Consider the following 26,205-nt stretch of genomic DNA (forward strand, 5'->3'; position numbering starts at 1 on the left):
GCTGAGGTTTTGTAAGTTTCACCAGCCTTTTTGTGGCTTATCCAATCCGGCACTGGCCTTTCGAAAGACTGGTCACCTGAAGTTGGAAATGGTTTGCAATGCGCCCGCTGCGCTTAATTGGATCAATCAGTTGTACTGATTACAACATTTAGTAACCCGGCTTGATTATGGAGGTACATTTTTGATAAAATCTTTAACAACAGCAAGCAATGATACTTTGAAGCTCTACATTAAATACATGGTAAGCCTGCGCTGCAAAATGGTTGTAAAAGATGCATTTAAAACTTTGGGACTTCATTACGTAACTGTCAATTTGGGGGAGGTAGATGTGTTGGAAGATCTTTCTGAAGGAAAGAGAGAGGGTTTAAAAATACTGCTGCTAAAATCCGGGCTGGAACTGATGGATGATAAAAAAGCCATCCTGATTGAAAGAATCAAAAACGTAATTGTGGAAATGGTGCATTATGCGGATGATTTGCCCAAAACGAAATTCTCTGATTTCCTGGCGGATAAATTGCATCATAATTATACCTATCTGTCAAATCTTTTTTCCGAAACCCAGGGCACTACCATTGAGCAGTTTATCATTATGCATAAAATTGAAAAGGTAAAAGAACTTATCATCTACGATGAACTTAATCTTACCGAAATAGCCTACAAATTGCATTACAGCGATGTAGCGCATCTATCCAGCCAGTTTAAAAAAATAACCGGGCTCACACCTACTTACTTCAAGTCTTTAAAAAAGAAAAAGCTCAACCTGCTGGAAGATTTGTAGCGCTGTTTAACAAGTGTTCTTTCATTGTAGAAAAAACGAAAGCGGCCTATAAAACGAATTCATTAAGGCTGCTGAATTAAATACTAAATGTTATCTCTCCTGCAAGCACCCGTGAATTATACAATTTTTTCCAGAAATTTTGCAACTGAAAAAATAATAATCAACGGTTCTTTGCAGAAGGTTTTCATAGGATATTGGACAAAAAAAATGGAGCTGTATTTCTATACCGGCTCCTTTATTTTTTTTACCTGCCTTCCTTATAAAATGAGGCTGGTAAGGCATTTTGGGAAATGCATAAACGTGGACCGACATTTGTGCCACATATTTCAACACACTATAAATTAAAAAAATGGATACGGAAGAACTTGAAAAATTACCCAGTAAAGAAGGTGAAATTGAAAAAGGAAAAGCTCACATCATTGTTGAGTTGATAGAATATGAACACAACTCGGTTTTAAGTAAATCTATTTTAAAAAAAGCGACAGGCTCTGTCAATGCCTTGTCATTTGCCAACGGTGAAGGACTCAATGAAAAAATTTCGCCTTTTGATACCTATGCTCAGATCATTGATGGCAGCGCTATCATTGTAATTGATGGAAAAGACACTACACTGCAAACAGGCCAGGGAATACTGATTCCTGCGCATCAGTCAAGCCATATAAAACCCAATGGCAGATTCAAAATAATTCTGACTGTAATAAAAAGTGGATATGAATAAAACAGCCATTATCCAGCTGACGGCAGCAAGCCGGAAAGTTGTGATATTTCGCCAGGTAACTTTATTATCCCAGGCAGATAAATCATAACCTGCCTCCTTTTCTTAACTCACTTTCAGCCATCATAGTTCCCTTTGCAGCGTCTGCTATTTTTTGGCGAAGCAGGGGCCAATCTCATCATCTTTAGCTGCTGTTGAATTTTGCCAGCTACAGCACAATATAATTCTTCACCTTTTTCTTACGCGTTCATGCTACCCGCTACCGGCATATTCAACGGCCATTTTTGTTTGCTTGACGGGGGATGTGAAAAAGGAAATGGTAATTCGAAATTCTCGGCCATAAAAGGAAATCCAGTAAGATCAGTGATAAATGCAATTCGCTTGCGGGGCTAACTGTATAGGGCACCAACGGGGCTGAATTACTTATTGTTGCAGCTGATAAAGCTTAATATATTTTTGAAATGTTTCGTGTGAACAATTGATGGCAATTACGAAGCCGTAAAATCCATCTAAAAAACCAAGCCTGATAAAATATCCGTAAATAAAGCGCCAGAGCGGATTGATCAATATTTTAGCCCAGTTGCTTCGCACACCTTTTGCGTATAATGCCGCAGCAGAGATAGTAGTATAGTGATTGATTCTTGCTAAATGTTCTTCAATAGTATAATAAGAAAAGTGCAGCATGTCACCTTTTAAATACTGAACAACTTCATTTTTCACTGTTAATTCTACCTTGTCATGTGGATTGATGCCTCCCCATTGCGCATGACGTTTGTCAAACAAACGGATTTTTTTATCCGGATACCAGGAGCCATTTCTTATAAAGCGGCCGCAATAGCTGGTGCACCGGTTAAAATGATAAGCTGTGGCCGTAAAGTTTTCTTTAACTGAAAGAATAGATTGCACAAGAGCTTCATCCAGCGCCTCATCTGCATCCAGGCAAAGCACATAATTATTTGAAGCAAGTTCCAGTGCGGCATTTTTTTGCTGAATATATCCAAGAAACTGCTGCTGTTTAACAACCACGCCCATTTTAGACGCCAAAGCAACAGTGTCATCCGTGGAAAAAGAGTCCAGAATAATTATTTCATCAGCAACCTGCCTGACAGAGTTCAGACAACGCTCAATATTATGCGCTTCATTAAAAGTGATTATTACTACAGAAAGCGAAGACATAGGGTTAATCTTAAAATTACGCAGGCAGTCAATATTTAAATATGATTGATACGAAATTAATTATTGGAATTGTAAGTACTGTTGAATGAACGAAGATAATTGATCTTGTATTAGATTTTATATAAATTTAAATTGCAAGCAAGTAACGTTCAAAATACATTTTGCTGAATTTTTTGCCCGAACAATAGAAATTTTCTCTACTGACACATTGGTTTTACATTGGTTTTTTAATTTATTAATAATCTTTTTATCAATAATCATTTATATCTGTAATAAGGTTCTTATATTCGCCTGTCGCGCCAAATGTAAGCTATGATATGTCCAACCAACCTTATTGATCTCTGTATTATAATACCGTGCTATAATAATCTTGAAGGTCTGCGTACCTCCTTAAACAGTATTCATTATAACCGGGGCAAATATGTTATTATAATTGTAGATGACGGGAGTATAGATGCCGTCACAATCGAAAAATTGCACTGCCCGCAACACGATATCAAAATAATTACCAATAGCAAAAACCAGGGCATTACAATAGCGTTGAACAGGGCGCTGGAATTTATTTATGCAAATTATGCCACGAGGTTTATTGCTCGTCTTGATTGCGGTGATATTTGCTCGCCCAACCGATTTTATACACAAATAGCCTTTTTTGACAAGCATCCTGAGATTCACCTAACAGGAAGCTGGTGTTATTTTAAAGATAATACAAGCGGATCTGCCTACAGCTATTGCACCCCTACTCTTCATAAGCACATAAAACGGGAGATGTATTTTAGAAATGTATTCATCCATCCTACTGTGATGTGGCGCATGGCTGGCGTAGGAAAATTGAAGTACCCTGAACAATATCCCTGTGCAGAAGATTATGGCCTGTTCTACGCAATGACAGACCATGCGAAAACTGCTATCATCGATGAATTTTTGGTAACCTGCGAAATAAATCATAAAGGAATATCCATATTACAAAGATCTGTTCAGTTAAAAAGCCGTAGAAAAGTGGTATCGTTTTATGGCAAGAACAAATTTCTGGCTATGCTGGGATCTGTGAAGCTGTTTATATTAATGATGATACCGTACCAAATTATATTTATTACAAAAAGAGTTATATATAATGCAACGTAATTAAGAAATTAGTAGTCATCCCAATATCAACCCCTTTAAAAACAGCTATCCCTATTAAGATGAAAATTGTACATATTGTGGAACCCCTGGCGGGCGGCATTGTAACATTTTTGCAATCGCTGGTAGAAAATCTTGATAATGATTTTCACATCATTATTCACGGAGAGAGAAAACAGGTAACGCCTTTTTCTGAAGTAAAAATACAGCTGGCCTATCCGAACGTTAAGTTTTTGCGCTGGAAATCGGCGCAACGGAGTTTACGGGTAAAGGCAGACATTTCCGCTGCTATAGAACTTTATGTGATCCTCAAACGCCTCAAAAAAAATGGCTCTTTAGATATAGTGCACCTGCATAGTTCAAAGGGTGGGTTTATTGGCCGGATAGTTTGCTGGTTGTTGGGTATTCAGCACCTGGTTGTATATACGCCCAACGGTGCACCTTTTTTAGGCAGTGCCAGCAGTTTCTCAAATTATATTTACAAAAGACTCGAAAAGTTTGCTTCCGTATTTGGCGGCCAGGTGGTATGCTGTTCTCTGTCGGAGCAAAAGGCATATGAGTTGGCTGGTATTAATGTTATGATGATTAATAATGGCACGCCCAGCAGGCCAGCTGACTGTGTGCCGGATAACTTTCAGGAAAATAATCTCTTCAAAATCGTAACAAGCGGACGAATTGTCAATCAAAAAAATCCAGCGTTGTTCAACAGCATTGCAGCCTATTTTGAGGAATTTGATCAGTTTGAATTTATATGGGCAGGCGACGGAACAGACCGGCATTTGCTGACGGCAAAAAACATCCGCATTACGGGCTGGCTGGGTAAAGATGAATTGAATGGTATTGTCAGCAGTGCAGATATGTACCTTTCTACAGCCACTTTTGAAGGATTGCCTTTTTCTGTACTGGAGGCACTGGCGTTGAAAAAGCCCGTGCTGTTAACCGATTGTGTAGGAAACAAAGACCTGGTGATGAAGGGGTTAAATGGCGGTACATTTCAACACGAAAATGAGGCGATTAATAAAATACTGCAGTTTTATAATAACAGCAGCATGTTACGGATAATGGGAGAACATTCTGCCAATTATTGCAAAAATACTTTCGATTATACCGATACCTGTGAACGATATAGAAGGCTATACCATAAAGCCGCTTATAAACAGCCAGCATCCACCATCCACCTAAATCAATTGGCACATGGAAACAGTTGACAACAACGTTCACCTCGAGATAAGCGAGAGCCTGGTCCAGATTAAGCAATACCTTGAAAAAGACATTGAAAATTTGCTGCAGTCAGTACAAGGGAAAGATACAGAGCTCAGGAATTATAAAGAGCAGCTGGAAAATGCCCGGAATTCGATTGAGGGTAACAGGCAGCTGATCAATAAGCTGCTGGGAGATTTAAGCAAGTTGCAGAATGATATTGACTGGTATAAAAGAACGTATGAACAAAGGAGTTTTTTGGGCACAGTTAAAGAAAAGATTTTTAGAAAAAATGGCAATAATAAAAAGTAGAGATAAAAATTATAACAGGTTTCAACCCTTCAAATTTTGTAGACAGCAAATTATAATCGGATACGGTAACTATTATCCTCCGCTGTAAAATAAATTGAAAGAATAGTTTTAGATGAAAACAAAAAATAAAATTGAAGTATCTGTAATTATTCCCAATTACAATTACGGCCATTATATAAAACAATGTATCAATAGTGTACTCGAATCAGAATTCCAGCATGATATGTTGGAAATAATAATTGTTGATGATGCGAGCACGGATGATTCGATAAATATAATAGAGGGCATTCAAAACAATGCCAAAGCTAAAATTCATCTCATAAAGCAAAGCATTAACCTGGGCTTGGCGAAAAGCAGGAATGCCGGAATAAAAAATGCATCGGGCAATTATTTGTTTTTTTTAGATTCAGATAATTATATTAGTAAGAGCTGTTTAAAAATGCACTTTTATTTTTTATCTAAAAATGTTGAATATGCGGCCTGTTATGCACCAATTCAAAAATTTGAAGACCGGACCGCCAGAATACTAAATGTATTTTCCAACCAGGAGTATGATTATGATAAATTAATGTATGGTAATTACATTGATGCAATGTCAATGATAAAAAAAAGAGATTTAATAGACTTAGGCCTTTTTGATGAAGAGATGCCATACAGTGGGTGGGAAGATTATGAGCTTTGGTTAAGAATGGGGAGCAACAATAAAAAGGTGTATTTTATTGAGGGAAAACCTCTTTCCTATTATCGAATCCATGACAATAGTATGATACGTAATTTGCAAAGTGAGAGTATCAATAAACTAGCCAGTTATATCAGCGAAAAATACACGTTAGAGGCTGCGAAAAAAAATGATGAGACACCTTACATAAAAATTCAATGTTTTTGGGCAGGCGCGGCTGGTATCTTTTTGGAGGAGTGGTCTGTTTTCCAGTTTGTACGGTTACAAGGTACCAGGAAGTCTTTTAAATTTGAATTAGGTTCGTTTGATGAAGGTGTAGAATTTATTCGCTTTGATTTAGGAGATGATATTGGCCTTATTAATATTCACAGTATTGACATAAAGGGTGGTCTTCAAAATATAAAATGGTCATGGGATAAATGCTCTTTGCATGCTCAACAAAACCTTATTCTGGTAAAAAATAAAGAGTTGTGGCCAGATAGTATTCTTCAAATATCCAGAGCCATTGACCCTGCGTTTACTTTAATGACCGGTAAAGCCGTTAAAGAATTGTCGTCATCGGGATTTTCGATCGAAATGTCTCTTTCGGGCCCGGATACTCATCAGCTCAATTTTTTAAATACACATACACAACCTTTAACGTGTTTTAGCGAAAGCGAATTTACTATATTGGAACAGCAAGTTTTCAGTTTGAATGTTGAAAAAAATACTTTGCTTAAAGAATTAGATATAAAAGATAAGCGTTCACAAAATTTAGATAAGGAGAATGCAGTGCTGTTTGAAAATAATAAATTACTTCAACAATTTAACAAGCAACTTAATGATGATAAAGTCAATTTGAATAATGATAAACTTTTGTTGAATACGGACCTGCATCAAAAAAATGAATTGATAATTAAAGCGACGGGTAAAATAGAAGAACTTGAAAAGCAACTTATTGAAAAAGTCAATAACGAAGTGGCGCAAATGGATGCCCATAGAGTTGTAGCTCAGGAATACCACCAAAAATTTCAGGTACAAGAAAAATTATTTCAGAAAAAACAGGATGAACTTATAGACAAAATTGGAATTGAACAAAAAAAGGTAACGGAATTAAATAATCAAATTGTAATTAATCAAATTAAGTTAAATGAGTTGCAGTTGATCTGCGCAATGAAAGAAGAAAAAAATAATGAGTTAATAAGTAAAAACAATAAGATAGAGAAAGAGCTTAACACTTTGGCGGATACCTTAAGTGAAAATTTAAAGCAAAAAAATGAATTAATTGCAGCTATCAGTTTGCACCTTTCATGTATAGAGCGGTTAGTTGAAGAAAAGAAAGAAGTAGCAGACAAGTATACTATTCTGCTTAACGAGATTCTATCAGTTAAACTGGAAAAGCAGCAAACAGAAATGTACTTAACTGAGTCACACAAAAATAACCGGGATTATGAGCTGTTGATTAAGCGATTAGAAGAGGATAACTTAAGATTTAAAAATCAAAAGCTAATCGCATTTATTAAAGGAAAAATAAATAATAAAAAGGGGTGAGTATCTTCAATTAAGTCATTTGCTTATTTTAAGATACATCATGAGTAATAAGATTTAGTATTGTTAAAAGCAGCATACTTAGAGTGCAAACAAAAAGACAAAGCAGCTCTGATTTATAGGCGGAAATTAGGAGTATTTACAATTCATAACGCTACTTATTAACAACAAAAGCGTATTTATATAATGTCAGTTTACAGTTTAACTTTACTTCAAGATCTGGAAATAATAAATACTTACGAAGGAAGTGTTCATTACCGTAATGAGGGCATCGACCCACATTTCCATGTTAATCTACCCAAGTCATTAAAAAAAGGTTGGTATGAAATAATCATTCCGATAAAGTGTTTGAAAGGTGCTATTAGGGAGCCCAAGATTTATTTTAACCTCGGAGATGGGTATAATGAAAACTTCACAATTCCTATTCCTGAAATAAAAGAAGATAAAATAATTGCTGTTGTCGCCTTCCCCGGCGAAGTGAAAAGTATTCGGTTTGATCCAACAACTACACCATCTGAATTTTTAATTCAAGATATTAAGATCTCCAAATTATCGCAGTTGAGGGCAGCAAGAAAACTGTTTTTAATGCTAAAAAGCAAAAATAAGCATAACACCATGCCATTTCTGTTTACCACTTTAAAACGTAATGGGATAAGTGGCGTTAGAAAGGAATTTCGTGAAGCGAGCTACTTGCACGTATACCAGCATGGCAATGCTGACAACCAATCTTATGAAGAATGGCTTGCAAGTCAAATCGATGATTCCCGGTTAGCGGGCAAAAAAATGAAAGACACAACTGCTGCTTTTAGTTACAGCCCTCTGATTTCAATTGTTATAACAACTTATAATACTCCGATAGGATGGCTTGATGAGTGCATATCTTCCGTGCTGAATCAAACTTATAGAAATTGGGAGCTGTGTATTTCCGATGATGCATCTACCAGTTGGGCTGTTAGAGAATCATTAAGAAAATACGCCGAAAAGGATTCGAGGATTAATGTTACGTTCAGGAAAACCAATGGATACATTTCAACCTCTACTAATACCGCTTTAGAATTAGTTAAAGGAGAATGGGTAGCTTTCTTAGATCACGATGATACTTTAACAGAGAACGCGTTATTTGAAATGGTTAAGTATCTTCAGAATTCAAATGATCTGGATGTTATATATTCGGATCAGGATAAAATAAATGTAGACGGCAGTTATTATCAGCCATTTTTTAAACCAGACTGGTCACCTGTTTTTTTCTGTGGTGTTATGTATGTTGGACATCTGCTTTTCGTAAGATATTCTATAGGTAAAAAAGCGGGCTGGTTCGATTCAAAGTTTGACAAGGTGCAGGATTATGAATTTGTTCTCCGGGTTTCTGAAATTACTGATAAAATTGGACACATTCCCAAGGTATTATACCATTGGCGTGAAAGCATAGGTAGCACAGCCCTGACTGGTGATGCTAAAGGCAAAATAGAAATGCTCCAGGAGCTTGCCGTCAACTGGCATTTTAAGAGACTCGGAATTCCTGGTTATGCCAGACAAAACAGATTTGCACATCGATTATCACTGTTGCCCTTTGAAAGACAACATTACCCTAAAGTTAGTATCATCATTCCGACAAAAAATTGTGCCCCGTTGTTAAAGAATTGTGTTGAAAGTATCTTAGAAAAAACAGCATATCCTAATTATGAAATTGTAATTATAGATACAGGTAGCAATGAAAGTGATGCTATCCACCTGTTGAATAAATTTAAAACAAATGAAAAAATCAACGTGTTAGATTATAAAGAAAAATTCAATTTTTCTAAGGTAAATAACTTTGGAGTTGGTCATGCGTCAGGTGATTATTATGTTTTTCTAAATAACGATACAGAAGTGATTGTTGAAGAATGGTTGAATAATTTGGTTTTTTTTGCGGATATCAAACAAGTAGGCGCTGTTGGTTCTCTGTTACTGTTTCCCAATAACGCGGTGCAACATGCAGGGATTGTTTTGGGTTTTAGGGAAACTGCCGATCATGTAATGAGAAATTTTCCTTCAGACAGTGATGGATATTTTGGGTCACTTTCATGTACAAGAGAAGTGTCTGCAGTAACTGCAGCCTGTATTATGGTAAGGAAAGACATATTTCGACAGGTAAACGGTTTTGAAGGAAGTTACGAGTCTGTATATCAGGATGTAGACTTATGTTTAAAAATCAGGAACAAAGGCTATACAATTATTTGTACGCCTGCTTCGGTTTTATTTCACCATGAGTCTATAAGCAGGGGCAACGACTATGATTTTATGGATAGAATGTTACTAAAAGATCAATGGGAATCAGTATTAAGGTCCGATCCATATTATAATCAAAATTTTAAGCTGAATATATATGGACAGGGGCAAACTGGTTATGAACCTAAATATAAAGTGGTATAATGAAGATAATATTTGTACTGTATCACGATTTTAAAAGCAATAGCGCCCTTCATGTTTACCATTATGCAAATGCATTAGTGAAGATAGGTCACTCGGTTACAGTAGCTGTTCCGTTTGGAAAAGACTCCTGTAAGGAAGTTGGATTGACTCCGTTATTTTCTATAGCTTTATTTGATGATTTACTATTCGGACAGAATGATGATATAGATATCATTCATGTATGGACACCGAGAGAAATAGTTCGTAAATTTTCTTTAAACCTTCGAGGCAGGTGCAGGAATGCCCAATTAATCATTCATTTAGAAGACAATGAAGAGTCGATACTAAAACAAACGTTTGGCGTAAACAGGATTGAAGACATTCCCGATGACCAGCATATCCCGGGACATCTGTCACATCCGGTTTATTATAAAGAATTTCTTTCGGTATGCGATGGAGTTACAATTTTGATGGATACCCTTTCTGAATTTGTTCCTAAAAACATACAGCCTCAAATGATTTGGCCCATTATAGATGTGTCCAAATTCAACTTGAATATTGACTCTTCAAAATTCAGCAAAAAATATAACATTGGTGAAGGGGATTTTGTCATCGCCTATATTGGAAACGTCCATCCTGCAAATTATAAAGAAGTAAGAAGTTTGTACCTGGCCGTTGCCCTTGCTCACAGGCAAGGGATTCCCATTAAACTTTTGCGCACAGGTGTAGACCATTATGATTTTTTTGAAGATAGGTCCCGCTGGGATAGTACTCCTTTCGTTGAGTTAGGATTTGTCTCTTACGAAGAAATACCAATTATCCTCAATTTAGCTGATGCTTTGATACAGCCTGGTGAACCAAATAGTTTTAATGACTACAGACTACCTTCTAAAGTGCCTGAGTTTTTAATGACTGGAAAACCAGTGATCTTACCTCATACTAATCTTGCAAAATACATGAAGGAAAATGTAGAAGCAATTTTTTTAAAAAAGGGAGATGCTTTGGAAATCCTTTCAAAGATAAGACTGTTACTTTCTGAACGGGAATCTGGAAAAGCCATTGGTAAAAATGGGTTAAATTTTGCAAAGAAAAATTTTGATGAAAAAGAAAATGCTTTAAAACTATCTGATTATTATCAGGCACTAATAACTAATAAACTAAAACAAGATGAACTATCAAAAACTGCTTGATTTATACAAAGGCAACTATGCCTGTAAAGAGGTTAGTTATGGCACGGTCAGAGATTTTGCAGACAGCAGAAATAATTTACCGGAAATGTGTGGTTTAAATGGGGATCTGAAAAATATTCAAAGGGCGTGGATGGTTAAAGCTATCCTGGGGAATGTGCCGATTGGTTCAAATATTATGGAGATAGGTGCAGGGGAGCCTATAGTAGCAAATATACTGACAAACCTTGGGTATAATGTTACCATAATCGATCCGTATGATGGTAGCGGAAACGGTCCTACTCAGTTTGATGAGTATAAACAAAAATATCCAAGAGTAAAAATTGTGAGAAGATATTTTGATGAAAATCTTCCTATGCTCTCTAAAAATTCATTCGATGCTATTTATTCAATAAGCGTTTTAGAACATGTACCCGCAGAAAAAGCTACTCAATTAGCTAAAGCAACAAAAGTTTTTTTAAAAAATGGCGGGAACAATATTCATGCTATTGATCATGTATTTATGGGCGAGGGGAAGGAATTTCATGAAGCTCAACTTGATAATTATTTTAAGGGCTTTGAAATACAGGAAGTTTATACAGTAGTTTTAAACAAATTAAAAGATGATGTTGAAACTTATTTTATGAGTGCAGAAGGACATCTTTTTTGGATGGGGAATACGGAGTATAACAATTTTCCTTTTCGAAAAGTAGTTTCAATTAATTTGAATATTTCATAAAAATAATCGGAAACTAATATTGTAAAAATTTATTGCACATTTTGATCAAGTTAATATATTTATTTTGGCAAACTTAGCAATCCTTACACATTTATACTATGAAGATTCATACGATGAGTTAAAAAGCTATTTTTTAAATTTTGAAAAATTAAACAGCACCCTTCTGTTTAGCGTGAGTCGCCATCAAAAAAGTAAAATAATCAGTGATAGAATAAAGCAAGATTTCCCACGTAGTTATATCATTGAAACTACCAATATTGGAAAGGATGTGGGCGGAAAATTAGCCCTGATAGATTTAAGCATAAATCTAAATATTACAGTGGATTATTTCATTTTACTTCATGACAAACGAAGTCCTCATACAAGCCTGGGACAATTATGGAGGGAAAAATTATTTCGTGTAATTGAGCCGGACAATATTCTTAAAATAAGCAAGTTATTCGAAAAGAAAAAAAGAATAGGAATTATTGCCGCTTCAGAATTTGTAACTAATGAGTATAATCAAAGAGATGACAATTTTGGTTGTAATAGTAATCGAATTCTCAAAAAGCTAATTTCTGAATACGGGTTCAACCATATTAAATATGATTTTGTAGGGGGGACAATGTTTTGGGTTCGTAGTGAGATAATTGTTTCTTTTTTTAAAAAATATAACGCTTTGAAAATACGAGCCACGCTTGAAAGAGGAAATGTACTGGACAACGAATTTGGAACTAACACCCATGCCTGGGAAAGAATGCTGAGCTGGATTGCCGGGAGCCAGGGATATTATATACAGGGCATATGATGAATACTATTTTCATAATTACAAACGATTATTCATTACTCGATACAGGCATTGACATTGATAATATGATCATTTCATTTGTTATTGATAGTGTTGCAACCATTGAAAAATTAACTCTAAAGGCGTTACACAACTCCATTCTGTTCGAAAATAAAAACATATACTTTTCGCTCCACTTTGATGTTCCGGATAATAATCTTGATTCATTTGTTGAAACAATACAAAGACAGGAGAATATGTTCATGCAGTTATTTTTTCATCCTAAGTACTTTAATGTTGCTGAACGACCTGTAGTGAGTTTAGAAAGGAAAAGCTGGACAACCTCGCCTCTGGAAAAAATAATTTTAAGTTTAGATGAACAAGCCGTTGATCAGGGATTTAACGGCATTCGGCCTGTTTTTTTTGCCGGAGAGGATTTACTACCCGGAGGTGAAGGGAATTTAATTTATAATGGAGATGTCAGCTTGCAGGATTTTGTAAACACGTACTACGACTTATTAAGTAAGCGTTACTACGCCTCAAAATACATCGGGATTAAATCAAAGGATTTTATACAGCTTACAAATGCTTTATCTGATACAGAAACTAATTTATTTAAAGAGAATCCAGATCTTTTCAATCATTTAAATCAATTTTGCCAATTAAAAAATGCACTGGTTTACCTCAACGAAAATATACAGGTAGCAAAGGAAGATTTAGCAAATCAAAAAGCTTATTTAAAAATATTTAAAGATCAGGATGAATCGCTTAATATAAATGAATTTTACCGAAATGAGTATGAAATACTGCCTTTATGGTATAAGCAGCTGGGACATTTGATAAAAGTAATGATGGGTAAACGAACATGGCGTTCACTTTTTAATAATAACGTAAAGAAATATAAAAATTGAACTATTGGCTTCTTACTACAGAATATCCTCCTGAATTTGGTGGAGGGATCAGTACATACTGTTTACACACCGCTGTTATGCTTCAACAGCAAGATTGGAAGGTAAGTGTATTTGTTAAAGATTTTTCAGTAAAAAAGAAGCATGAACAAATTGAAGCATCCGGAGTAAGAGTGATTCGTTTTAATCCTAATGCAATGGTGCAAAAGAGCGAACTTGGTTTTGAAACAGCGCAAAGCTATGCCTTCGCCGAAATAATAAAGCAATACCTGGAAACAGAGGGCATACCTGAAGCTTTGGAATCGCAGGAATTTGGAGGCATCGCCTATTATATCATAAATTATAAATGGCTTCAGTACCCCTTGTTTAAAAATCTGAAGATTATTGTCACATTGCATGCTCCCTCTTTTTTGTACTATGAATACAATAAAGTTCCTTACCACCGCTTCCCTTATTTTTGGATTGGAGAGATGGAAAGGTTTTGTATCAGAGGAGCAGATCTGCTCATTTCTCCCAGTCAGTACTTGGTGGATGAACTTAAGGTAAGAATGAAATTAGATGACTTGGAGATTACAGTAGTGCCTAACCCATATGTTTTTAAACGCCAGTCCGTATCCCTGGTTAATAGAAAAGATAAATTGATTTTTTTTGGGAAATTGACCCTGCAAAAAGGAGCCATTGAATTGATCCAGTATTTTCAGCAGTTATGGGAAAATGGGTTTGAACATCCATTGTATATGATTGGTGGAGGAAATCATATGTATTATCCCGAAGGAACAGATATCATACACCATATAAAAAGAAAATATAAAAAAGAAATTGCAGAAGAAAAGCTGCAGTTGCTCGGTTCTATTCACGAGGAAAAAATAGACGGGTATCTTAGCAATGCTTGTGTAGTAATAATTCCAAGCCTTGTAGATAATCTCCCTTACACTGTTTTGGAAGCCATGAGTAAAGGTAGAATTGTTCTGGCATCAGTTCAGGGAGGACAATCAGAAATTATCGAAGATGGGGTAAATGGTTTTTTATTTAGTCATAATGAGACCGGTTCTTTTAAAAATAGACTCAACACTATTTTATTATTAACTGACGAAGAAGTGAACGAAATTTCAAAAAGAGCTTTGGAATATATTGAATGTACTTACACTTACAATGTTATTTTTAAAAAAAAAGCATTATTAGTAAACCAGCTACTACAAAAAAATACAGCCCGCAAAAGTTTCCCGTTTATACGTCCCATTATAGCAAAGGAAGAAAGCAGTCTTGCAAAAATTGCAAGCGAGCCATTATTAACAGTTGTGCTCCCTTTTTATAACATGGGAATGTATGTTGAAGAATCTATTAAATCTATTATCGCCTCATCTTACAAGCATATCGAAATTATCGTGATCGATGATGGCAGTACCGACCCTGAAAGTTTAAAAGTGCTGGGTGATCTTTCTAAAAAATACAATTTTTTGATTCATCATAAAAAAAATGAAGGACTTGCTTTAGCAAGGAATACAGGAGCCCTAATGGCAAGAGGAGAACTTATGGCATTTCTTGACCCGGATGATACTGTGGAAGCTGGCTATTACCAAAAAGCCATACAGGTTTTAACTGCTTATGACAATATTGGGTTTGTGGGTTGTTGGGGTAAATATTTTGGAAACAGCGAGAAGATTTGGCCCGCATTTAACCCCGAACCTCCTTATTTACTTACTCATAATTCGGTAAACAGTAGTGCGTTGGTTTACAGAAAGGAGAGCTTTCTAAAGGCTGGTTTAAACGATGCTGCTATGATTTATGGAATGGAAGATTATGATAGTGTGATCAATATGGTTAAAAATGGATTTCAAGGTGTAGTAATCCCAGAACCGTTATGGAATTACAGGATAAGAAAAAATTCGATGGCGAGAGCATTTACAAATGATAAACAATTGTATTTATACCGATTGATTTCTGAAAAACATGCTGATTTTTATGCTACATTCGCAACCGACATTTCAAATCTACTAAATGCCAACGGCCCTGGAATGAACTATGATAATCCCACGTTAATGTATGGTTTGCCCGGTGCTGGTTTTATAAGTCAAAGGGTAAAGCAAAAAATGATTGCAATAATCAAATCGAATAGCATATTACGCAAAGCTGCAATTACAGTAAAAAGATGGTTATGATGATGACTGGTATATTACAAGTGAACTAAGACCTGCCGCATTAAAATAAAAATTGAATACTGTCAAATTTTATAAAACTCAATTTCTAAGATTAAAAAATATTAAAGTAATAGATTAAATAAAATTCTGTTTACCCTCAAAAATTAACTTACCCATGATAGGAAACATATTAAAAGACTGGAAATCCAGAAGCAATAAATACGAACGCTTGTGGCTACTTGCAAAAATTGAATTTAAGCTACGGTATTATGAAAATAAGTTGGGGTTATTTTGGGCATTATTAAAGCCGTTAATGGATATAGCTATCTATTATGTGGCGTTTAAAGTAATTTTAAAAACTGACGTTCCTGCGTTTGCATCTTATCTTTTTATCGGACTAGTTTTCTGGATATTTTTTGTAGAATCAACTACAGGAACTATTCAGATTTTAAATACAAAAAAGTACCTGTATGAGTATAGCAATATGAACAAGCTGGAGATTTATATTTCAACATTATTTTCTAATAGTATTGGCTTTTTATTCAATCTCAGTATGTTTTTCCTTTTTTATCATTTCTTTGAATCACAATCTAATCCAATATCGTATAATAACCTTTGGGTAATTGTGCTTTTCATAAATCTCTTCATTTTATCCCTGGGCTGTTCGTTGATGCTTTCTAATCTTTATATCATTGCAAAAGATATCAATCAAATCTGGATGGTATTTATTTCGTTCTTGTTTTTTCTGTCCCCCATATTTTACAAATTATCTTCTTTTAAAGAATCTCTGCCAGCACTTGAATACGGCAATCCAATGGCTGGTATAATTATAAATTCAAGGCGGGTAATGATGGACGGTGTTGCACCGGATTTTGAATTGCTGGCTTTTGATTTCGGCTATGCCATCTTTTTTTTATTGGTCGGCATTATTTTATTAAATAAACTTGGCGCTAAGGCTGCCGAAAAATTATAGTTATGGAAAGTACAATTGTAATTAAAGCAAGAAACATCAGTAAAACATTTCACATCAGTGAAGACAGTCACAACACTGTAAAACACCGCCTGTTCAATCTCTTTAATCCGCCACGCAATAAAAACTTGGAGGCAATTAAGATGATGAATTTTGAAATTAACAAGGGTGAGTGTGTGGGCCTGATAGGCAGAAACGGTTGCGGTAAATCAACGTTGATAAGGTTGCTTGCTGGCGTTTATCCAACTGATACCGGTTTTGTTGACATCAACGGTACTACATTACTAATGAACCTTGGTGTTGGCATGAGTCACGAACTTACCGCACGTGAAAATATTTATGTATCCTCTTCGGTTTTGGGGATGAAGATTAAAGACATTGACGCAATCTTTGATAAAATTGTAAGTTTTGCAGAGCTGGAAGGATTTATTGATACCAAGATCAAATATTTTTCTTCTGGTATGGTGGCACGCCTGGGATTTTCGATTGCGGTAAACGCAGGAGCAAGTATTATGTTTTTAGATGAAATATTTGCTGTAGGCGACATGAAGTTCCAGGAAAAGGCTATTAAAGTTTTTGAATCCTCCTGGATAGAAGGCAAGACCGTTGTACTTGTTAGCCATAGTATGGAAGTGATAAAAAAATACTGTGGCCGCACTGCGTATATGAAACATGGCGCACTGGCTTATTTTGGAGAAACAAATAAAGCAGTAGAAATGTACCTGGCAGATAATCAGTAGCTGTTCGTTAAGGACGTTTTTTACAACTGCTGATAAACGCAATAAAAAATGCCAGTAAAGTATTGCCCATCGTTCTGTCAAGATAGGTTTCTGCAAACAGTGATACACTGAAACTAATCAATATCATTAGTCCATACCAGTCACCGGTATGAACACATTTATACGCAGGTAAAATAATAAATCCAGCCAAAAAAATAATCAGCCCGGTAAGCCCCAAACTCATCCATACATCAAGATAATTATTGTGTACATTTCTGTTGGTCTGTATGCCAAACGCAAAGCCTTTCCTGGCATATTCCTGTTTCAGTACATCCATTTTGTCGCCCAGACCGGTACCAAAAATCGTGTTTTGTTTAATAACCGTCCAGGCACATTGCCAAACCGCTATGCGTATGTTGGCGCCATTCCACTGATCTGCTGTAAGGGCCATATTAAAATGGCTTTCTTTGGCTTCGCTGCGGTAATCAAATTTGGTATAGCTAAGCTCTTTAAAACGGTTGATTGTTTTCGGAAAAAATTTTACCAGTAAAAAGCCAGCCAATAGCAATCCCATTATTAGAGTAATGCCTTCCAGCCATTTTTTTTTGCGGATGATCTGGATTATGGCAAATACAAATGCGGTGCTATACAAAATAATAATGGCCATTCTGCTGGCAAGTAAAAAGTTCACCACCAATAAAATAATCAATACAGGCACCAATAAATTTTCATTAATGAGCGTCGATTTTTTAGCCATCAAATAGACGAAACTAAAAACAGCCAGGTTTACCAGCATGGCAAAATAAATTGACTGAAAATTGATGATATCACTGAGATTATCATTGTACATTAAAGACCAGTCGTGATTTGCACCGGCACGATACATACCCCAGGCCAGGCAACCGATGGCTGCACAGGCAGTAACAGTGGCAAAGCCTGCAACCACCCTTTCTTTCAACTGCGCATTGACATAAATGGAGCCAATAGCAAAAGGAATCACAAATAAGCTGATTCGTATCCCGAGAAAGGAAATGCCTTCCTGCCGGTTGTGCGATACAAGTGCGCTGATTGCGTTTAGTAAAAGGAAAGCCATCATCAGCAATATCTCTTTTCGCTGCTTTAATAATTCCCATTTTTGTAACATGGAATTAAAGAAAAAGCTATACACAAAAAACAGCCACATGGCAACATTATACAACCAGGTTACCCCCGGCATATAAAGGCTAGCGAAAAAAAACAGTAATAAAAAATAAAGCGTCTTTTCTTTTTTATCAAAGCCGGAGCCTCGAGTATCCCGGAGCAGTAGTCCTTTCAGCATGTACCAATTTTAGGCAAAAATATGGGTAATGGACATTGTTTGATGTTTAAATTGGAAAGGACATTTTTTCAATATGATTGCCATGCGATTCTTAATTATCCTGTTTGTTTCTTCCTTTTTCATTTGGATATAATTGATACACAGGATCGCTTTGCCAATATTGTTTTGTATCAACATCCATAACGCTGAGTTTACCTGTAAAAGCGGCCCCGGTATCGATATTCCAAACGTTGCAGGATTGCATGGGAACGTCTTCATCATAATAAATTGTAGGCGTATGGCCGATGTATATTTCTTTAAATAGATTTAATTTTTTGGGAAAGAAAAGTGAGCCTGGTTTTTCCCGCAGGTGCATGGTAACTGCCATATCCCATAAGGTACGGTCCCTGTTTAAGTCGGATATATTGCTTTCTTTCTGCGGACCCTGATTGGATGTAAAACCCGCATGTACAAATAACCGCTTTTTAGCATCAATAAAATAATAAGGCAGTTGCTCTAAAAAAATAAGGTGCCAGCTGCGGGCTTCTGTAGCGGCTGCATAGTAGCTGCTAATGGTTTCTTCGCCGCCATGTGCCAGCCAGGTGCCGTTTGCCTTTCCAGATCTTAGCCATTCTTCGCACCATTCATCATGATTGCCTTTTAAAAAAATGCATTCATTTGTTTTATCAAGGGCAAGTAAATAATCAATTACACCTGCAGATTCACTCCAGCCATCAACATAATCTCCCAAAAAAATCAATTTATCGGTTGTAGTAATACCTGCACGTTCAAATACCTGTTGCAGCGCTTTTAATCCGCCATGTACGTCTCCTATAGCAATCGTCCTGTTCATTCAATATAGCTTTAAAATTTTGGCTGGTTATCAAACAGGTTTGGTCTGACAAGTAGAATACCAATCCTAACTAAATACATTTAATTAACTAACGGATATGGATGATTAACCGCGGCAAAATTACAAAAGTTGACTGCTATTCTTTTCACAAATTATTTCTTTTCTTAAAATTTCAGCAGGTTTCAAACAAACCAGTTTATAAATTTGATAGAATCAATCAACGACGATACCCGTGTGTGGTTGCGGTACAATTACTTTGTAGTTCTTTCTGCCAGTACCCGCCGGATGGAACATAAGATATAACAGGGCAACTTGAGTACAACTGCCGAAAAACTTCGTTATTCATCATCGCAAAAAACGCACCGGCCATAAACGCAGGTACATAACGTTTCGATTTGCTGATCTGAACAGCAATAACATCTTTTCTTTGCTGATTTGATAGTTTCTACAGGTAGACTTAACCTCTGCTCTTATTTTTTAAACCTGTGTCTTTTTTAAATTTTATTTGTCAAATTTTGTTACTACCTTATTGCTGATAAATGTTTACGCTATCAAAGATTTGTTGCAAATGAATACATACTATCAACTTAGTACGGGCGATGTTATAAAACAATTCAATACATCCTTCACAGGTTTAAGTGACGAAACAGTTGCTGCACTTCAAAAAAAATACGGTGCGAATGTGTTAACGCAAACAAAACAAAAGAGCAGGCTGGCTATATTACTGGGGCAATTCACAGATATAATGATCCTGATATTGATTGGTGCTGCTGTCATTTCGTTTATTGCTGGCGAACATATAGATGCCTGCGTAATTTTAGCCATAATCATTGCAAATGCCTGGATGGGTTATTCGCAGGAATACAATGCAGAAAAGTCCATACTGCTGTTACAACAAATGGATCCGCGTTATGCACTGGTAATACGTAATAATAACCCGGTAAAACTTGTAGCGGCAGAATTGGTACCCGGCGATATCATGTTGTTAAACGCGGGTGATATTGTGCCGGCAGATGGAAGATTGATTGCTGTTCACTCGCTGCTTACCGCCGAGGCGTCGCTTACCGGCGAGAGCAATGCAGTTGAAAAACATACCAATACAATAGCGCATCAAAATCTTGTGCCCGGCGATCAGCTTAACATGGTATTCAAAGGTACGCTCGTAAGTGCGGGCAGTGCCAAAGCGGTGGTGACGGCTATTGGTATGGACACCGAACTGGGAAAGATTGCCGGCATGCTTTCGCCTGCTACCCAGCAAACGCCGCTTCAAAAGCGGCTGGCGGTCTTTAGCAAACAATTGTCTGTTGTTGTAATTATTATTTGCCTGCTGGTTTTCGCATTGGGGCTTTGGCGTGGTGAGCCTGCCTTTCAAATGTTTCTTACGGCTTTATCATTGGCAGTAGCGGCGTTGCCTGAAGCTTTGCCGGCTGTAATAACTATTGCGTTGGCGCAGGGAGCCCGCCGTATGGCAAAACAAAAAGCGTTGATAAGAAAATTGCCGGCCGTAGAAACACTGGGTTCTGTCACCTATATCTGCACCGACAAAACAGGTACGCTTACACAAAATAGTATGCAGGTTGAAAACCTGTACGCAGCGCCCGGTTTAGAAGATTTGCTACTGCATGCAATGCTGCTAAATAATGAAATAAGTTTTGCAGCAGGTGGTTTACTCGGAGATCCGACAGAAAAAGCACTGGTAGATTATGCCATGCAGCATGGCATTTTAAGAGAGGCTGCACGTAACCAGTTTCCGGGAGTAGCAAGACTGCCTTTTGACTCCGAAAGAATGAAGATGAGTACCTTGCATAAGCACGGCAACCGATGGATTTTATTTGTGAAAGGAGCACCGGTAAAAATGCTGGAATCCCTTGATGAAAAAAGTAAACCACAAATTCCGGAATGGCAGACTAAAAACAGGCAATGGGCTGCTGATGGGTTAAGGGTATTAATTTTGGGGTATAGAATATTTGACCAGCCGCCTGCCGTTGTAACCAACGAAATAGAAACAGATTTGGAATTACTAGGTATGGTGGCAATGATTGATCCGCCAAGGCCCGAAATAATTGATGCCATTAGTCAATGTAAAACAGCAGGTATCCGAACAGTCATGATCACCGGAGATCAGCCACTTACCGCCGCAGCAATTGCCGCCCGCATGGGAATAACGGGTGCCACTTACGATGGAATAAAAACTGGTGCAGATCTGACTGATCTTGCACCGGAGGAATTTGCAGGTATAGTTAAAAGCACGCTGGTATATGCAAGGGTTTCACCGAAACAAAAATTACATATAGTACAACAACTTCAAAAGCAGGGAGAGTTTGTTGCTATGACAGGAGACGGCGTAAATGATGCGCCATCATTGAAGCAGGCTGATATTGGTATTGCCATGGGCATAACCGGTACGGATGTTAGTAAGGAATCAGCAGACATGATTTTACTGGATGACAATTTTGCTACGATTGTAAATGCTGTCAGAGAAGGAAGAAGGATTTACGACAACATACGCAAATTTATTTTGTATGTGCTGGCCTGTAATCTGGGCGAAATATTGACCATTTTTATGGCGCCACTGTTTGGCTTTTCTATTCCCATGTTGCCCATCCACTTGCTTTGGATTAACCTGGTAACAGATGGGTTTCCTGGTTTGGCCCTGGTAGGGGAACCCGCAGAAAAAAATATCATGCAAAAACCTCCCCGGCCTCCGGGAGAAAATTTGTTTGCCGGAGGCCTTGCCGTAAATATTTTATTTACCGGCGTTATTATAACGATAGCAACGCTTTCTGTTCAGTGGTGGGCTGTCCGGCAAGGCTATGACGTTAAGGCACAGCAAACGATGGTGTTTACCACATTGTGCTTTGTACAGTTAGGCAACGCGTTGTCTGTAAGATCTTTTCAGTTTGGTGTATTTTCGCGTAGCCTATTTGCCAATCAGTTTATGTGGGTAACAATTGTGTTAACAGTGGCATTGCAACTGCTGATTGTATTTGTACCGGGTTTGCAAACCGTCTTCAAAACTACCGCCGTGGCCGGAAATGCACTATGCGTGGTTGGTCTTGCTACATTGGTATCGGTGATGTGTACAGAAGGATTTAAACGCCTGAAGTTTCGCCCATAAAAAAATCAGCCGTTAAACGTGGCTGATTTTTGAGCATGCTTGTAGTCAAAGAGAATATGCGTCAACTAAGTAAAATCATATATTCTGTGCGAACCTGGAATGAACAGGTCGTTAAAAAAGGTTTTAAATTTTTCTTTTACAGACGAAAACGTTGCCTGTTTATTTTCGCAGTATTCTGCATGTAAAATTTTAAACTTGATTAAAACAATCCCCACGTTGCCGGTGCCGGAATTAGCGTCTGCATCAGCACTATCTGCATCTTCTTCTTTTACAATTGACGCTCTTCCGTTCAGTTTTAAACAGCTGTCCTGTCCTTTTCGGTAGTATTGCAGATGGGCAAAAAAATCCTTGTCAAATTGCGTCGTATAAGCGTCTTTACAAGACGTAAAAAACCACACGTTTCCGTCATCATCTGTTTTAAAAGTAGCAATGATATTGTTCGGTAGCTGTAGCTCTGAATCCATCTCTGCCCTGAACATAGCCATCTTAAATTCCTGAATTTTATCCTGTATAAAACGGAGATTATCATCCTTGCCCATACAACTAATTTTATAACAATAATTCAAATGGTGTACCACGATGTTTTACCTTACAAACAGACTTTCAGGAAGGAAGGTGTAGAGAAATTTACTCGCAACTAACAGGAAGGGGAATATTTTTTATCAGAAACAATTTGCATCAGCATCAAAAATTAGGGCACAATACTTTCAGATAGGAAAATAAAGTAAAGAAATTATGGCAGCAGTCGCGGAGGAAATTTTACAAATACCGAAAAGAAAAATCCGGCGTATCATTGGCGATCCTGAAAAAACAGCACAGGCTATCAATTTAGTTTATGTGCACGACACAGAGCCCGGTATACAACGGGTTAAAAAGGGAGATGAGTTTTTATATGTTGCACCCAATACAAAACGGGTGACGGATGAACTGCATTTAAAAAGGATAAAAGGTTTAGTAATTCCACCTGCCTGGGAAAATGTGTGGATATGTGAGGCAGACAATGGGCACCTGCAGGCAACAGGCATTGATGTTAAAAAGCGAAAGCAGTACAGATACCATAATCTTTGGAACCTGTTACGTAACCATACAAAATATTATCGCTTATACCAGTTTGGAAAAGTGTTGCCGGCCATTCGCTTGCAGGTAGAAAAAGATTTGTCTTTACCGGGGCTGCCTCTTGAAAAAGTGCTGGCTTTGGTTATCAGCTTAATGGAGCGCACAAACATTCGGGTTGGCAACAGTATGTATGAAAAAATGTATGGCTCCTTTGGGTTAACAACCCTGAAAGATAAGCACATAAAGATAAGTGGTAGTGAAGTTAAATTTTCTTTCAAGGGAAAAAAGGGTGTTCATCACGATATCAGTTTACGTAGTAAAAGATTATCGGCTGTCGTAAAAAGATGTCGTGACATTCCGGGTAAAGAACTGTTTCAATACTATGATGAAACAGGAAACCGCAAATCAATTGATTCCGGTATGGTGAATGACTATATAAGAAAGACAAGTGGCGGCGACTTTACGGCAAAGGATTTCAGAACCTGGTCCGGCACACTGCATGCATTTTTGGCCTTTAAGGAGTTAGGCTTTTTTGACACTGCTACGGAAGCCAAAAAGAAAATAGTGGAAGCCCTTGATAAGGTATCAGTGCAGTTAGGGAATACACGCACGGTGTGTAAAAAATATTACGTGCACCCGGTAATATTATCGCTGTATGAAAATAAATCGCTGGAGAAATACCTGGCACAACTTGATACAATTGAAGCAGACGATAATAAAGCTGGCCTGACAGCTGAGGAACAAATAGTGATGAAAATATTAGAATCAAACTAATGCAATTACAAAAAATAAATTTCAATGTATGCGACCCATCTGGACAGGAGCAATAGGTTTTGGCCTTGTAAATATCCCCGTAAAATTATACAGTGCGACACAGGGCAGCGAACTGGACCTTGATATGCTCGACAAAAAAGATTTGGCAAATATCCGCTTTAAACGGGTAAATGAAAAAACGGGAAAAGAAGTAGCATGGGGCAACATCGTGAAGGGCTTTATGATAAACGATAAATACGTTGTACTGGATGATAAGGATTTTGAATCGGCTAATGCCGTAAAAACCAAGGTGATTGAAATAAGTGACTTTGTAAACGAGACGGAAATTAACAGCATTTATTATGAGAATCCTTATTACCTTGTACCAGAAAAATCAGGTGTGCGGGCATATGCATTACTAAAAGAGGCATTACTAAAAACAGGTAAGGCTGGCGTGTCAACTTTTGTATTGCGTAACAAGGAACACCTTGCAATTTTGCGGGCAACTGAAGACATCATGATCCTGAATCAGCTGAGGTTTCACGAAGAAATACGGAACCCGAAAGAATTAGAAATAGGGCCTTCTGCTGTAAAGCCGGCTGAACTTAAAATGGCTATTTCCCTCATCAACCAGTTAACAGCCAAATTTAATATTTCGTCCTATAAAGATACTTATACACAGCAATTATTAAAATTGATTAAAGCCAAGGCTAAGGGAGCCAAACCCGCCGCTGCTCACATGAAGGTAGTACATAGCAAAGCTAAAGATTTAATGGGTCAGTTAAAGGCAAGTTTGTCTGCCAAAACAAAAAAAGCGTCCTGATTCGAGCGCCTGAATAATAAATACTTCTTTATGAACAAAGCAACATCAACCGCAAAAAAAAGTGCTTCAGCAGGGCAAACCGGCGATGTAAATGATAAAGAAATTGTTATAGGAAAAGCCAAAATAAAAATCACGCACCCCGGCAAAATTTATTTTCCTGAAGATAATGTTACCAAGGGTATGGTGGCAGATTATTACCAACAAATGAGTGCCTGCATTTTACCTTATTTAAAAAACCGTCCGGAGTCGTTGAGAAGAAATCCGAATGGCATTCATGACAGTGGATTTTTTCATAAAGATGCGGGAGAAGATGCGCCTTCCTTTGTAAAAACAAAAGAGCTGTTTTCGGAGTCGGCCGACAGGGAAATCGATTACATAATTTGTAACAATGCCGCCACGCTGGCTTACCTGAATAACCTCGGTTGTATTGAATTAAATCCCTGGCACTCCACCACTAAAAATCTTGATAAACCCGACTATTTATTAATTGATATTGACCCGTCTGAAAAAAATACTTTTGAACAGGTGATTGAAACTGCCAACACTTTCAAGCAATTATTGGACAAAGCCGGCGCCGTTTCTTTTTGTAAAACCTCGGGGGCTACAGGCCTGCATATTTATGTTCCGTTGGGTGCCAGATATATGTATGAGCAAGTAAAAGACTTTGCGCATTTTTGTTGCAGTAAGGTAAGTGAAATACTACCGGCTTTTACCACATTGGAACGCAGCCTTTCTAAACGCGGGGACGAACATATTTACCTGGATTATCTGCAAAACCGGCGTGGCCAAACCATTGCAGCACCTTATAGTTTACGTCCAAAAGTTGGAGCCACAGTATCTGCCCCGTTACAGTGGAAAGAAGTAAAGAAAGGGCTTCACCCCGGAGACTTCACCATTCATAATATGCTGGCGAGGGTGCATCAATCCGGCGATTTTTTTGAAGGTGTGCTTGGTAAAGGAATTGATATCGATCAATGTTTATCCAACCTCGCTTAATAC

General features: G+C 37.3%; 22 protein-coding genes. 18 read left to right on the top strand and 4 right to left on the bottom strand.

Annotated features, from left to right (window positions below; genetic code table 11):
• The first annotated feature begins 217 nt into the window (after window positions 1–217).
• A complete protein-coding gene (locus QWZ08_RS02100) occupies window positions 218–778 on the top strand; it encodes a helix-turn-helix domain-containing protein (protein ID WP_290335533.1) in 561 nt (186 codons plus the stop codon).
• A gap of 349 nt (window positions 779–1,127) precedes the next feature.
• Complete coding sequence (locus tag QWZ08_RS02105) at window positions 1,128–1,496, top strand: cupin domain-containing protein (RefSeq protein WP_290335534.1); 369 nt, start codon at window positions 1,128–1,130, stop codon at window positions 1,494–1,496.
• 420 nt (window positions 1,497–1,916) lie between these two features.
• Here the strand turns inward: QWZ08_RS02105 and QWZ08_RS02110 are convergent, their stop codons facing one another.
• Complete coding sequence (locus QWZ08_RS02110) at window positions 1,917–2,669, bottom strand: glycosyltransferase family 2 protein (protein ID WP_290335535.1); 753 nt, start codon at window positions 2,667–2,669, stop codon at window positions 1,917–1,919.
• Window positions 2,670–2,981: 312 nt separating this feature from the next.
• On the opposite strand from QWZ08_RS02110, the gene QWZ08_RS02115 reads away from it, so the two are divergent.
• The 12 genes from QWZ08_RS02115 to QWZ08_RS02170 all read left to right on the top strand — a co-directional run bounded on the left by QWZ08_RS02115 (window position 2,982) and on the right by QWZ08_RS02170 (window position 17,327).
• Window positions 2,982–3,794: a glycosyltransferase gene (locus QWZ08_RS02115; protein ID WP_290335536.1), complete on the top strand. Its 813-nt coding sequence runs from the start codon at window positions 2,982–2,984 to the stop codon at window positions 3,792–3,794.
• Between the two features lie 59 nt (window positions 3,795–3,853).
• Window positions 3,854–4,999: a glycosyltransferase gene (locus QWZ08_RS02120; protein WP_290335537.1), complete on the top strand. Its 1,146-nt coding sequence runs from the start codon at window positions 3,854–3,856 to the stop codon at window positions 4,997–4,999.
• Entirely contained in the window at window positions 4,986–5,303 is a 318-nt protein-coding gene (locus QWZ08_RS02125; RefSeq protein WP_290335538.1) for a hypothetical protein, read from the top strand. Before QWZ08_RS02120 ends, QWZ08_RS02125 begins: the two co-directional genes overlap by 14 nt.
• A 112-nt stretch (window positions 5,304–5,415) precedes the next feature.
• Window positions 5,416–7,512 carry a glycosyltransferase gene (locus tag QWZ08_RS02130; protein ID WP_290335539.1) on the top strand — a complete coding sequence of 699 codons (2,097 nt, stop codon included), beginning with the start codon at window positions 5,416–5,418 and terminating at the stop codon, window positions 7,510–7,512.
• A gap of 183 nt (window positions 7,513–7,695) precedes the next feature.
• The gene (locus tag QWZ08_RS02135; RefSeq protein ID WP_290335540.1) at window positions 7,696–9,921 is read left to right on the top strand and encodes a glycosyltransferase family 2 protein; all 2,226 of its coding nucleotides are present in this window, start codon (window positions 7,696–7,698) and stop codon (window positions 9,919–9,921) included.
• Window positions 9,921–11,090: a glycosyltransferase gene (locus QWZ08_RS02140; protein ID WP_290335541.1), complete on the top strand. Its 1,170-nt coding sequence runs from the start codon at window positions 9,921–9,923 to the stop codon at window positions 11,088–11,090. Before QWZ08_RS02135 ends, QWZ08_RS02140 begins: the two co-directional genes overlap by 1 nt.
• Window positions 11,068–11,805, top strand: coding sequence for a class I SAM-dependent methyltransferase (locus tag QWZ08_RS02145; RefSeq protein WP_290335542.1), 738 nt, complete (start codon window positions 11,068–11,070; stop codon window positions 11,803–11,805). The genes QWZ08_RS02140 and QWZ08_RS02145 overlap by 23 nt, the downstream gene beginning before the upstream one ends.
• A gap of 64 nt (window positions 11,806–11,869) precedes the next feature.
• Window positions 11,870–12,592: a rhamnan synthesis F family protein gene (locus QWZ08_RS02150; RefSeq protein WP_290335543.1), complete on the top strand. Its 723-nt coding sequence runs from the start codon at window positions 11,870–11,872 to the stop codon at window positions 12,590–12,592.
• Window positions 12,589–13,482 (top strand): hypothetical protein, encoded by an 894-nt coding sequence (locus tag QWZ08_RS02155; RefSeq protein ID WP_290335544.1) that lies wholly within the window; start codon window positions 12,589–12,591, stop codon window positions 13,480–13,482. The genes QWZ08_RS02150 and QWZ08_RS02155 overlap by 4 nt, the downstream gene beginning before the upstream one ends.
• Complete coding sequence (locus QWZ08_RS02160; RefSeq protein ID WP_290335545.1) at window positions 13,479–15,638, top strand: glycosyltransferase; 2,160 nt, start codon at window positions 13,479–13,481, stop codon at window positions 15,636–15,638. The genes QWZ08_RS02155 and QWZ08_RS02160 overlap by 4 nt, the downstream gene beginning before the upstream one ends.
• A 154-nt stretch (window positions 15,639–15,792) precedes the next feature.
• Window positions 15,793–16,590: an ABC transporter permease gene (locus tag QWZ08_RS02165; protein ID WP_290335546.1), complete on the top strand. Its 798-nt coding sequence runs from the start codon at window positions 15,793–15,795 to the stop codon at window positions 16,588–16,590.
• A gap of 2 nt (window positions 16,591–16,592) precedes the next feature.
• Complete coding sequence (locus QWZ08_RS02170) at window positions 16,593–17,327, top strand: ABC transporter ATP-binding protein (protein WP_290335547.1); 735 nt, start codon at window positions 16,593–16,595, stop codon at window positions 17,325–17,327.
• A 7-nt stretch (window positions 17,328–17,334) separates the two neighbouring features.
• Here QWZ08_RS02170 and QWZ08_RS02175 read toward each other — a convergent pair whose 3' ends face one another.
• Both QWZ08_RS02175 and QWZ08_RS02180 read right to left on the bottom strand, forming a co-directional pair.
• Window positions 17,335–18,624, bottom strand: a complete 1,290-nt coding sequence (locus QWZ08_RS02175; protein WP_290335548.1) for an O-antigen ligase family protein — start codon at window positions 18,622–18,624, stop codon at window positions 17,335–17,337.
• 91 nt (window positions 18,625–18,715) lie between these two features.
• Complete coding sequence (locus QWZ08_RS02180; RefSeq protein WP_290335549.1) at window positions 18,716–19,456, bottom strand: metallophosphoesterase family protein; 741 nt, start codon at window positions 19,454–19,456, stop codon at window positions 18,716–18,718.
• Between the two features lie 568 nt (window positions 19,457–20,024).
• Between QWZ08_RS02180 and QWZ08_RS02185 the strand changes: the two genes are divergently transcribed.
• Window positions 20,025–22,574, top strand: a complete 2,550-nt coding sequence (locus QWZ08_RS02185; protein ID WP_290335550.1) for a cation-translocating P-type ATPase — start codon at window positions 20,025–20,027, stop codon at window positions 22,572–22,574.
• Window positions 22,575–22,639: 65 nt separating this feature from the next.
• Here the strand turns inward: QWZ08_RS02185 and QWZ08_RS02190 are convergent, their stop codons facing one another.
• The gene (locus tag QWZ08_RS02190) at window positions 22,640–23,113 is read right to left on the bottom strand and encodes a pyridoxamine 5'-phosphate oxidase family protein (RefSeq protein ID WP_290335551.1); all 474 of its coding nucleotides are present in this window, start codon (window positions 23,111–23,113) and stop codon (window positions 22,640–22,642) included.
• A gap of 196 nt (window positions 23,114–23,309) precedes the next feature.
• Here QWZ08_RS02190 and QWZ08_RS02195 point away from each other — a divergent pair, with 196 nt between their 5' ends.
• Genes QWZ08_RS02195 through ligD form a run of 3 tightly spaced genes read left to right on the top strand, consistent with a single transcriptional unit; the run spans window position 23,310 to window position 26,202 of the window.
• Window positions 23,310–24,404, top strand: coding sequence for a DNA topoisomerase IB (locus tag QWZ08_RS02195; protein ID WP_290335552.1), 1,095 nt, complete (start codon window positions 23,310–23,312; stop codon window positions 24,402–24,404).
• Between the two features lie 28 nt (window positions 24,405–24,432).
• Window positions 24,433–25,206, top strand: a complete 774-nt coding sequence (gene ku, locus QWZ08_RS02200; RefSeq protein WP_290335553.1) for a non-homologous end joining protein Ku — start codon at window positions 24,433–24,435, stop codon at window positions 25,204–25,206.
• Between the two features lie 30 nt (window positions 25,207–25,236).
• Window positions 25,237–26,202 (top strand): non-homologous end-joining DNA ligase, encoded by a 966-nt coding sequence (gene ligD / locus QWZ08_RS02205; protein ID WP_290335554.1) that lies wholly within the window; start codon window positions 25,237–25,239, stop codon window positions 26,200–26,202.
• The last annotated feature ends 3 nt before the right edge of the window (window positions 26,203–26,205 follow it).

Origin of the sequence: Ferruginibacter paludis, from assembly GCF_030409685.1 — a bacterium.
Taxonomy (GTDB): Bacteria; Bacteroidota; Bacteroidia; order Chitinophagales; family Chitinophagaceae; genus Ferruginibacter; species Ferruginibacter paludis.

Bases quoted from the DNA above. Each gene is read 5' to 3' on its own strand.
- QWZ08_RS02105 (WP_290335534.1), top strand. From the start codon at position 1,128: ATGGATACGGAAGAACTTGAAAAATTACCCAGTAAAGAAGGTGAAATT.
- QWZ08_RS02110 (WP_290335535.1), bottom strand. From the start codon at position 2,669: ATGTCTTCGCTTTCTGTAGTAATAATCACTTTTAATGAAGCGCATAAT.
- QWZ08_RS02115 (WP_290335536.1), top strand. From the start codon at position 2,982: ATGATATGTCCAACCAACCTTATTGATCTCTGTATTATAATACCGTGC.
- QWZ08_RS02120 (WP_290335537.1), top strand. From the start codon at position 3,854: ATGAAAATTGTACATATTGTGGAACCCCTGGCGGGCGGCATTGTAACA.
- QWZ08_RS02125 (WP_290335538.1), top strand. From the start codon at position 4,986: ATGGAAACAGTTGACAACAACGTTCACCTCGAGATAAGCGAGAGCCTG.
- QWZ08_RS02130 (WP_290335539.1), top strand. From the start codon at position 5,416: ATGAAAACAAAAAATAAAATTGAAGTATCTGTAATTATTCCCAATTAC.
- QWZ08_RS02135 (WP_290335540.1), top strand. From the start codon at position 7,696: ATGTCAGTTTACAGTTTAACTTTACTTCAAGATCTGGAAATAATAAAT.
- QWZ08_RS02140 (WP_290335541.1), top strand. From the start codon at position 9,921: ATGAAGATAATATTTGTACTGTATCACGATTTTAAAAGCAATAGCGCC.
- QWZ08_RS02145 (WP_290335542.1), top strand. From the start codon at position 11,068: ATGAACTATCAAAAACTGCTTGATTTATACAAAGGCAACTATGCCTGT.
- QWZ08_RS02155 (WP_290335544.1), top strand. From the start codon at position 12,589: ATGATGAATACTATTTTCATAATTACAAACGATTATTCATTACTCGAT.
- QWZ08_RS02165 (WP_290335546.1), top strand. From the start codon at position 15,793: ATGATAGGAAACATATTAAAAGACTGGAAATCCAGAAGCAATAAATAC.
- QWZ08_RS02170 (WP_290335547.1), top strand. From the start codon at position 16,593: ATGGAAAGTACAATTGTAATTAAAGCAAGAAACATCAGTAAAACATTT.
- QWZ08_RS02175 (WP_290335548.1), bottom strand. From the start codon at position 18,624: ATGCTGAAAGGACTACTGCTCCGGGATACTCGAGGCTCCGGCTTTGAT.
- QWZ08_RS02180 (WP_290335549.1), bottom strand. From the start codon at position 19,456: ATGAACAGGACGATTGCTATAGGAGACGTACATGGCGGATTAAAAGCG.
- QWZ08_RS02185 (WP_290335550.1), top strand. From the start codon at position 20,025: ATGAATACATACTATCAACTTAGTACGGGCGATGTTATAAAACAATTC.
- QWZ08_RS02190 (WP_290335551.1), bottom strand. From the start codon at position 23,113: ATGGGCAAGGATGATAATCTCCGTTTTATACAGGATAAAATTCAGGAA.
- QWZ08_RS02195 (WP_290335552.1), top strand. From the start codon at position 23,310: ATGGCAGCAGTCGCGGAGGAAATTTTACAAATACCGAAAAGAAAAATC.
- ku (WP_290335553.1), top strand. From the start codon at position 24,433: ATGCGACCCATCTGGACAGGAGCAATAGGTTTTGGCCTTGTAAATATC.
- ligD (WP_290335554.1), top strand. From the start codon at position 25,237: ATGAACAAAGCAACATCAACCGCAAAAAAAAGTGCTTCAGCAGGGCAA.